Origin of the sequence: Paraburkholderia piptadeniae, assembly GCF_900007165.1 — a bacterium.
GTDB classification, from domain to species: domain Bacteria; phylum Pseudomonadota; class Gammaproteobacteria; order Burkholderiales; family Burkholderiaceae; genus Paraburkholderia; species Paraburkholderia piptadeniae.
On the sequence record NZ_CYGY02000193.1, the window covers coordinates 1 to 9,577 of the forward strand.

A 9,577-nucleotide genomic window follows, 5' to 3' on the forward strand; every position below is an offset into this window, starting at 1 on the left:
GCTTCGCGCTGAAGAGAACCTTCACCGCGCAGTACGACGAACATTTCGACCAAATCCATGCATCGCCCGGCCTGCGTCGAACCGCTTTTCACGCCGTAAGCAATATTCCGCGATGCTTCGCAACGCCCCTCTCAAGTCGAAAATGCCTTAAGACGTGCTATACGGTTGTGGCCGATATAGCGCCTTCATGGGCTAGACGAGTATTAGGTTGACCTTCCGCAAATAACCAAACACATCACGCGTGGTTTCGGTTAGGGAATATCGATCGGTTCGCCACTGCCTCTGGCGTCTCACCTGTTATGTTTCCCGTCAAAGCCATGAAGGAAGGCCTCCGGTTTCACCGCTGCGCGCAGCTCATACAGTGCAACGTGGCGCGGTTAGCTTCTCTCGAATCCTCTGGCCAACTCCCAATCCGTTATACGGCGATCATATTCAAGCTGCTCCCATTGAGCGGCATGCACGTAATGATTGATGACATCGTCCCCAAATACCTCGCGTAGCCATGTCGAGTTTGACGCTATAGCGACCGCTTCTCGTAATGTTTTGGGAATCTCAGGCATTTCGCCCTCGAGATACGCGTCGCCGATCAATGGACTCGGTAGTTCAAGTTTATGATCGATGCCCGCAAGGCCAGCCGTGATTAGCCCCGCGAAGGCGAGATACGGATTGAGATCCGCGCCACCAATTCGACATTCGACTCGAACGGCATGGGAGTCTTTGCCGCAAACGCGAAATCCGGCAGTGCGGTTATCTGGGCTCCACACAGTTCTCGTTGGGGCAAAAGTACCTTTCTGGAATCGCTTATACGAGTTAACGTATGGTGCCAAGAATAGTGTAATGTCTCTCGAATACCTCAGAAGCCCCGCGAGGTAGTGGCGCATAAGATCCGACATACCATAAGGCGAGTCTTTGTCAAAAAAAAGCGGGGTTCCATCCAGTGTCCAAAGGGACGAATGAATATGGCCCGACGAACCCGCTAACTCGTAGCTCCACTTTGCCATATACGTAATTGCCTTCTTTTGTTGCGAAGCAATTTCCTTGCTGCCATGCTTGATGATCGTATGCTGATCCGCCATCACCAAAGGATCAGCATAACGTACGTTAATTTCCCCTTGACCCGCGCCCCATTCTCCCTTTGAGCATTCGATTGGGATTCCTGCTCCATGCAACCCATTTCTTATCGGACGCATGACAGATTCTTGGCGCGACGTCGACAAGATATGATAATCTTGACTGTATGTTCCAAATGTCACGAGGTCGCGGTATTTCTTTACCGACGTTTCCTCATAGGTCTCATTGAACAGGTAAAACTCGAGCTCCGATGCGAAACAGGCAGTCATCCCTCTTTCCGTCAGACGGCTAATCTGTTTCTGCAGGATCTGCCTCGGCGAGTGCGAAACCGGCTGCCCGCTCTGATCGAGAACATCACAAATTACCAGTGCAGTTGCTTCCAGCCAAGGAAGTCGTCGTAACGTCGAAAGATCAGGCTTGAGCACGAAATCGCCATACCCCGCTGCCCAGCTGGCGCTGGTGTAGCCGGCGACTGGTTCCATCTCCATATCGTTGGCCAACAAGTAATTGCAGGCGTGCGTTTCCAGATAAGCGCCTTTAACGAAGAAGTCGCCGTGAAATCGCTTCCCAACAAGGCGCCCCTGCATGTCAACCATGCAGACGAGCACAGTATCAATGGCACCAGAAGCAACCGCTTGCTTCAACATGTCGAATTTAAGACTCATATTTCATATCCTTGGATCGATAATCCACTCTCCACACAAGCCCAATTCCATTGAAATGGAACATGATCAGCAAAAGATTTGTCAACGACAACGCGTATTAGGCGCTGTCCTATATATCTGATTAACCCAGTTTCCGAACAGGAGATGCGCGTGACTGCGCCAGCGATTCCTAGGCTGCAGAACCTCACAATCGTCTGGGAAATAGTTTTTTGGGAAATTTATGCGTCGACCGATTGATCGATCACGAAAATATTCATCCGCTAGCGTCTGTGAGTCGTACTCGATATGATTAAAGATGTGCAGAGAATGATGCTTCGGGTCATCAAGAAGGCACAGGCCCGTTTCAGGCGATTCGATGAGAACGGAGATGCCACTGCCCGACGGAATATCCGCGCTTCTCATCTCCGTCCATCGGGAAACCGGAATGAAAAAGTCATCGGAAAAACCTTGCAGATAGGGCGACCTGGATTCCAGGCTACGATGCCTGAAGATACCAAAAGCCTTCTCGTTCAGCGCGTACTTGGGCAAACCGTGGAAATGATGCATCGCCGCCTGCGCCCCCCAGCAAATGTTAAAGCAACTGTGAGCGTTGGTTTGTGTCCAGTCTAGAATTTCGATCAATTCATTCCAGTAGGCGACTTCCTCGAACGGAATCGACTCAACCGGCGCGCCGGTAATGATGAAACCGTCAAAGGCCTGATCCATTACATCGACCCAATCTTTGTAAAACGTCGTCATATGACTCGCAGATGTATTTTTGGACGAGTGACTGGTGATTTTTATAAGCGTAAGATCGACGAGTATAGGCGTTGCCCCGAGCAGGCGTGCAATCTGCATCTCCGTCTCGATTTTGTTGGGCATGAGATTTAGCAGACCGACGTGCAAAGGCCGGTCACGCGGACGAAATACACTGTCGCCGTCCATCACTGTGATGCCTTCTGTCTGCAGCGCAGTCGTGGCGGGCAAACCGTTAGGGATTTTGATAGGCATGGATCTACAGTCTCCGTTTCAATCTAGACGGCGCGTGGAATTACGGATGGCGCTCAGGCAGCGGCTCGATGGTACGCCGGAGCCTTGAGCAATATCAAAGGAGCAAACCAAGTGCGATGCATGCGTACAGTGTGCCGGTTATTTTTTCCAACAAGGATTTGTTCTTGAAAGCAACACTCGCTCGATCAGCAACAAACATGTAAGTACTATAGATCGCGACAGAAATGGCGGTCGCGGCAATGCCCATTGAGACCGCTTGAGTGGCGTACGAACCATACGGGCTGATAAAGCTCGGATATGTGAGCAATGTGGCTATCCATCCTTTTGGATTGGCCAAGGAGACGAAGAGTGAATCGATAAACACCTGTTTCGAGCTCCAATTGGTCGTCGCTTCGTCACTCGACGCCGATTTTCCACGGAATGTAATAATGGCAAGATATACAAGATATATCGCTCCCATCCACCGCAAATAGCCCAATACCCATTGATTACTTCGGATAAAAAAACCCACTCCTGACAATACAACCGCGGCGTGAACTGCTGCACCGATTCCGAATCCGGCGGCGCTCGGAATTGCAATTTTGAGTCCATGTTTAAGTGTTTGCGCAACGGCAAACGCGACATTCGGTCCTGGCATAGCCACGGCAACGGTGAACGCTACGAGAAACAAAGCGAACAGATGCAAGTCCATTGACTCCGCCAATTCTGTTTGAATACCTGCGAAATGAGAGGAACAACAACGTAAAACTCTGGCCTGATCGCTATGTTGTCGATCGCTGCACCAGATAGGCGTCACAGGCACTTCCGAATGCTCTGAAAATCTTTTGACTCTTGTCATCGCTGGAGGCGTGCCATTCAGGATGCCACTGAAGTGCGAGTTGAAATGTCGATGAATTCTTATATGAAAGTGCTTCTACAATGCCATCGTCTGCGACTGCTTCCGCTTGGATACCTCCACCCAGTTCGGCGATGCCTTGCTTATGCAACGAATTGACCTGTAGCTCCCCACTCTCGATGACCGACGACAATAACCCACCAGGAGCAATTTTGACCGAATGAACGGGGAGGTACTGTTCGTCGCGAGGCAGGTTTGCGTTTTCGGAATGCGTGATTCCTTTGTGTGACAACGACAAATCTTCGTACAGCGTGCCGTTTCGATAAACGTTCATCTCCTGCAAGCCGCGGCAGATGCCCAATATGGGCATCTGAAGCTCTCTGGCAACCGTAAGTGCCATCCACGACAACCGGTCTCGCGGACGATCGGTCTCTCCGGGGACAACGTCGTCATCGGCGCGCGCCCATACGCGCTCGTTCATGCAAAAGATACTGGGATCGAGATCGGATTCATCGCCCGTCAACACAAGGCCGTCGAGACGGCGCATCACTTCACGAAATGTCCGGATAGTCGCGTCAGATGGCTGATCTCCGTCTATCGTCGGTAAAATGACGCACTCGACTGAAGCATACTTCGTCAGCGCCTGGATATAACGTCGCTGCAACCAATCGCGGTGAATGCCGTCGTGAAGATGGCGATTTGCGGTAACCCCCACAACAGCGCAAGTCATATCACGATGCTCGTCCATCATTGCGCTCGCTCCTCGCCGGGCACGCGCTCAAGCTGCGTCTCGTAAAGCCGCCGGTTCCGCTCAAGCAGTTGGCTGATGACACTGGGCTGCCCTTTGGGGCCGCGAGCGAAGAGTCCGCCCCATGAATCGGCAACCTCGGCATATTGCGGATCGCGTAATCTGATCTTTTGTGCCCGTTTTAGGTGCCAGAAAGGGATGCCAGGCGAGAGGTGATGTTCCAGATGATATTCGTCAAGGTTGGCGCCGAACAGTAGCCGCTCGATCAAGTTTCCTTTGCGATTGCGCGTCAAATAGACATCGTCGGTTTCGGTCTCGCACATTGGAGAATGCTCAGCAAGTTCAATGAACCAGCCCAAGGCCTGAAAGGTGGTCAGATAAGGAATCAGCCAGAACAACGCGAGCATATCAAGCGATTTTGCCTGAATGAAGCCGAGAATAACGACCAGCCAGAATACCGCAAATCCATAGGTATCGATGGCGGCTCCCAGCCTGTCGATGTCTTTCCGTCCTTCGCGTGAAATGAGAAACCGGTAGTTCCATAGATATCTGAGATACCGTAACGTTGCACCGCCGAGCATCGCTTTCCAGACGATGGAGAACGCGTATTCACGCGGATGGCGGACATCATATACGCCCGACGATATGAAGAACTTCAAGTCGGGATCTTTCTCTGGGTCGCCGAGATGGGGATGGTGCAGATGAACATGAGAGTAGCGATAAGCCCAATGACGCTGAAGGAGAGGATATGCTGCGAAAACAATTCCGAGCAAATAGTTCCAGCGGGTGTTTTTTGCGAGCGTCCGATGTGCGGCGTCATGGGCGATCGTGGTCAGCCCGCGTTGCTGTGCGCCAATTATGAGCACTGCGATGGGGTACAGCCACCATGTAATTCGTACTGTCGCATAAGCACATGCAAGAATGACCAGATAGTCCTTCAAAATGTAAAGCGCACCAGTGATGTTATCAGGCTTTAATTCTGATAAATCTCGGGTAATGTCGCGCGAGAAGCGGGATGTCCTGAATCGTTTGCCTCTTAGTTGCCAGGCTTCATAGATTTCCATGATTGAATTTCCTCCGTTGAAAGATCGACGTCAGACGGCGTCCAGTCCTCGTTGAATATCCGCGACGATATCGTCTATGTTCTCGATGCCGACACACAGTCGGATGGAGCCGTCGAAAATGCCGGCGGCCTCACGCTGCTCTTTGGGAACAGTCGTGTGAGTCGTCGAGACTGGATGAGTGACCAATGTTCGCGCATCACCGACGTTTGACACGTGGTACATGAGCTCAATGTTGGTGATGAACCTGCGGCCGGCTGCTTCATCCATCAGTTCGAACATGATGATCGCGCCATAACCAACACTCGCGTCAATCAACTCGTCGACAAGTTCGCGTTCGTATCCGGAGGATAGCGAGGGATATGACACACGCTTGACCTTCGGATGATTTTTCAAGAACTCAGCAATCGCCATGGCATTTTCACAGTGCCGCTGCATGCGAAGATGAAGTGTCTCGAGGCCCTGAATTAACTGAAAGCTGGAGAACGGACTAATCGCGGCTCCGGTGTCACGAAGCCACGTCATTCGCGCCTTCAGCAAATAGGGGCTCGCACCAAGATCGTCAAGTTTTCGAACAGCCTCTTTCCAGAGGACGCCACCATGCGCTTCGTCCGGCCCGTTGAACAACGGGAACCGCGCTGCATCATCGAATGCGAAGCGTCCGTTATCTACAATCAATCCGCCAAGCGTCGTCCCATGGCCGCATAGATACTTCGTCGCGGAATATGTGGAGATGTTCGCGCCCAAAGAGGTTGGACGGCAGATCAAAGGAGTCGTGGTATTGTCAACGATGACGGGAACGCCATGTCGTTTGCCGATTTCGGCGAGCGCCGGAATCGGCAAAGGAACAAGACACGGGTTGGAAAACGCCTCCCCGAATATTGCAATGGTCCTGTCATCGGTCAGCAATTCGAAGGATGATATATCGTTCGGATCCGCAGACCGAGCCTCGATGCCCAGCCGTTTAAATGTATTGAAGAGCAGATTCCAGGAATTGCCATATAGGTACTTCGATGCAACTACGTTATCGCCTCGCGTTCCGCTGCACAGGTTAGCGATGGCAAGAAAGGTTGCGGCCTGCCCCGAAGCTACCGCGAGAGAGTCGCTTGCACCCTCCACCGCAGCGAATCGCTTTTCGAGGATGCGCGTCGTCGGGTTGATGATCCTGGTATACGTAAACCCATCTTCCTTGACGTTGTAGATGCCGGCGATCTTTTCCAGATCGCCCTCAAGCTCATAGGCGGTGGATTGGTAAATGGGCACCGACACCGCCTTGGTAACCGGGTCATGGCGATAGCCGGCATAAAGAAGTGCCGTTTCTCTGCACATTTGCACATTGGCATTGTTTCTCGACATATCACAAGGCCTTTTCCACAAATCGGTTTTTGGACGCAGGGAGGTGTCTTCTGATGCCACGGTTGCCATCGAAAAAATCTTTAAATGCAATCGCCAGCAGGCGGATCCACATCGGGTCGATGCGTCCCATGCAACCGATCCTGAAACTGCGGCTCGGAGAATGCAACTTGGTATAGATGTAGAGGTTGTAGTCCACCAGATGGGCGTAGAGCGCGTCGAGGTCTTTTTGCGTACGAATAACATCAGGCGCTGTAAGGGCGAGGCATACCGGCGACCGTATTCGCGCGTCTAAAAGAGGAAAGGCATACGACGCGGTTGCGCGTATGATTGCGTCTCGTACAGAGCAGTAACGCTCAGCGCGGCGAGACACGCCCTCGATGGTCAGTCGCTCAAGTGCTTTTGCGCAAGCTTGAATGACATGTGTTGGAGGGGTGGAGCGCCATTCACCAGATTTCTCAAAAGTATTCCATTGGTCTCGAACATCCAGGACGAAGGAGTTCATATGTTCGACGTTGCTATTAAGCATCTCCAGCGAAGCGATAACAAACGATACTCCCGGCGGACCCTCGATGCATTTGTTGCTAGAAGTAACAAGAATGTCAAATTCCACCTGCTTGGAATTAATCTCCACTGCACCGAAAGAACTCATTGCATCTATGATCGTTTTTACGCCATGCTGCTTCGCAAGTTCTACAATCGGTCCTAGCGGATTAATGACGCCTGTGGTGGTTTCGCAATGCACGAAGCAGAGGTGTGTAATCTTTGAATTCTTTTCCAGATATTCAGAGATCTGGGATATTGAAAGTGGTTGGTCACTGGGAACAGTTATGCTGACGGCATGGACACCGCGGAGTTGCAACATTTTTAGCATCCGCTCGCCATAGATGCCATTGATACAGACGAGAGGCCGATCGGAGGGTGCAACAAAAGAAGCCAACGCTGCTTCTATGCCGTAGGATCCCCCGCCCTGCATCGGGATCGCTGAGTAAGCACCATTACCGCCGACCAAGTCAACTATTAGATTTCTCACCTCAGCTGTTATCGTCTTGAAACTCGCATCGCGCGAGCCGAGGTCATATTGCATTTGCGCTTTAACCTCATCGCTCAACGCCAATGGCCCCGGTGTCAATAGAAAACGATGCTGTCCAGCCATGTATAACACTCCACGATCGAAGACGATTATTTGAAGGCGTGAAACATATATTCAGGCCTCTTGAATGTGCTCTCTTGCGCTGACTTATGGAATAGCCGAACCAGTTCGTTCACCTGTAAAACGTCATGTCATCCGCGCGACGATCTGTTTCCGCCATGCGAGGTGACGCACAATTTTCGCGACAATCTGCGATGAAATCAGCCGCACGAGACGACTTTTCATCACTTTAGGCAAACGGCACACCGGTAAGTCGGGCACAACATACGCAGGCATCTGCGCCATCGTTCACCAACCGACTCCATCCGGCCGGTTGTTGCTCATCTTGCCACAGTGAGACATCTCATTAACATGAATTCTTCTGATGTCAGTCTAACGGTCTTTAATAGCAGCACGTATCGGCAATCTTCTATACGATATTTATCGTCTTCTCTAAAATTAACTGAATTGTAAAAAATTATCGTGAATCAATTTTTTGCTATGTGGCCTATCTAATCTTATACAGGCTGTGTACACGGGATCGAATTTCGTGGTACGACACACAAGCATCACTAGACACAGACAGAAAGCAGATCTCGTATACGACGATGCGGCGCAAGAGACTTCCTCGCACGCGTTGCGTGCCCTTCTTCATTTCTTCGCTCGGATCCGTTCGCCGGCACCAGGAATAGTCATTAACTAAGCGAGCGGCGCATCCGTGGATTTCGCGACCCCAAGCGCAGGCAGGCTTTTCTCACAAGGGTCGTCTTAATCCAGCAGTGCTTCTCGCTCAACTGGCACTTGACGCGCGCTTCGTTCTATCGCACGGAACTCGGCCAACGCTTTGCCAAATTGCATCCGTTCAATGAACTTGCCAAAGCTCCGGCGACCGGTTTCAGGGGCGATTGCCGCTTACCCAGGCGTCCGCCCGAATGTGGCGGGTTGACAATACCCAAGGTCTCCACGACATCGATCCAATCAGGAATCGGCGCCATATCAATCCTTTTCCCCCGTCACGCGCCGGGCTTCTACAGTGATGGGAAGCGCGGTGTCAGCGGCCATTTCGGGCAGCTCGAGCTGCCAGCCGTTCGCGAGCGTAATGAGCCCTCCCCACATTTGCGCGCGCGCCATGGAAACGATCGGCTCCTCAAGATCTTTCTTCGGGACATATGCGGTCAATGCGCCTCGTCTATCCCTGCGGATCATCACTTTCACGTCGGAAGCTCCTCGGTCTGTGTGGGAAACTTATGCTGAACTCCCCGCGTCGCCTTCGAATAACAAGCAAAGCGGACGTTGCAACGCTTGAGCACGTGCTCCATGCCGCGCAGCAACTCATCGACAGTTATGGGCCTAGCTATCCTTCTCTGGGTAACATCCCAACTTGTTGGTGCAAGCGCGATTTTGTTGTCCGCGCAGCCGACCACTACCCCGTCGAACTCGACGAGATACAACGGCTCGCCAGTCTCAACCACTTGCCGTCACGAGACACTCATCTTCACCCCGGTCGGGATATCCGCATCGTTGCAGAGGTCGTCCAGAGCAACGACGTACATATCCCACCGATACGCTGGCGGAAGGGATGAAATGTTCATCCAACGCATCTCCGCAGTGTCGACGCATCAATGCTATCGTCGCGCCATCGCCACCTTATCTCTGGTAGCGACGCCGATCTGGCGAAGGGTCGCTGCGCGCTCGCCCGCACGTGCGAGCACGTCTTCAGGA

Annotated in this window: 8 protein-coding genes; all 8 read right to left on the reverse strand. The window is 52.1% G+C overall.

The genetic code is table 11. The annotated features are described in order from the left end of the window. Positions 1-377: 377 nt before the first annotated feature. A complete protein-coding gene (locus tag BN2476_RS44270) occupies positions 378-1,736 on the reverse strand; it encodes a glutamine synthetase family protein (RefSeq protein WP_087740404.1) in 1,359 nt (452 codons plus the stop codon). An 81-nt stretch (positions 1,737-1,817) separates the two neighbouring features. After that, complete coding sequence (locus BN2476_RS44275) at positions 1,818-2,726, reverse strand: homoserine O-succinyltransferase (RefSeq protein WP_087740405.1); 909 nt, start codon at positions 2,724-2,726, stop codon at positions 1,818-1,820. A gap of 94 nt (positions 2,727-2,820) precedes the next feature. Next, on the reverse strand, positions 2,821-3,417 hold the full coding sequence (locus tag BN2476_RS44280; protein WP_162849304.1) for a LysE family translocator: 597 nt from the start codon (positions 3,415-3,417) through the stop codon (positions 2,821-2,823). 70 nt (positions 3,418-3,487) lie between these two features. Then, a complete protein-coding gene (locus BN2476_RS44285; protein WP_087740407.1) occupies positions 3,488-4,312 on the reverse strand; it encodes a gamma-glutamyl-gamma-aminobutyrate hydrolase family protein in 825 nt (274 codons plus the stop codon). Then, a complete protein-coding gene (locus tag BN2476_RS44290) occupies positions 4,309-5,373 on the reverse strand; it encodes a fatty acid desaturase family protein (RefSeq protein WP_087740408.1) in 1,065 nt (354 codons plus the stop codon). Before BN2476_RS44290 ends, BN2476_RS44285 begins: the two co-directional genes overlap by 4 nt. 30 nt (positions 5,374-5,403) lie before the next feature. Then, on the reverse strand, positions 5,404-6,795 hold the full coding sequence (locus BN2476_RS44295; RefSeq protein ID WP_227747372.1) for an O-acetylhomoserine aminocarboxypropyltransferase/cysteine synthase family protein: 1,392 nt from the start codon (positions 6,793-6,795) through the stop codon (positions 5,404-5,406). Further along, entirely contained in the window at positions 6,728-7,879 is a 1,152-nt protein-coding gene (locus tag BN2476_RS44300) for a 2-aminoethylphosphonate--pyruvate transaminase (RefSeq protein ID WP_087740410.1), read from the reverse strand. The genes BN2476_RS44295 and BN2476_RS44300 overlap by 68 nt, the downstream gene beginning before the upstream one ends. Positions 7,880-8,851: 972 nt before the next feature. After that, complete coding sequence (gene nifT / locus BN2476_RS44305; protein ID WP_087740411.1) at positions 8,852-9,070, reverse strand: putative nitrogen fixation protein NifT; 219 nt, start codon at positions 9,068-9,070, stop codon at positions 8,852-8,854. Between the last annotated feature and the right edge of the window lie 507 nt (positions 9,071-9,577).

Bases quoted from the DNA above. Each gene is read 5' to 3' on its own strand.
- BN2476_RS44280 (WP_162849304.1), bottom strand. From the start codon at position 3,417: ATGGACTTGCATCTGTTCGCTTTGTTTCTCGTAGCGTTCACCGTTGCC.
- BN2476_RS44285 (WP_087740407.1), bottom strand. From the start codon at position 4,312: ATGATGGACGAGCATCGTGATATGACTTGCGCTGTTGTGGGGGTTACC.
- BN2476_RS44275 (WP_087740405.1), bottom strand. From the start codon at position 2,726: ATGCCTATCAAAATCCCTAACGGTTTGCCCGCCACGACTGCGCTGCAG.
- BN2476_RS44300 (WP_087740410.1), bottom strand. From the start codon at position 7,879: ATGGCTGGACAGCATCGTTTTCTATTGACACCGGGGCCATTGGCGTTG.
- BN2476_RS44290 (WP_087740408.1), bottom strand. From the start codon at position 5,373: ATGGAAATCTATGAAGCCTGGCAACTAAGAGGCAAACGATTCAGGACA.
- BN2476_RS44270 (WP_087740404.1), bottom strand. From the start codon at position 1,736: ATGAGTCTTAAATTCGACATGTTGAAGCAAGCGGTTGCTTCTGGTGCC.
- BN2476_RS44295 (WP_227747372.1), bottom strand. From the start codon at position 6,795: ATGGCAACCGTGGCATCAGAAGACACCTCCCTGCGTCCAAAAACCGAT.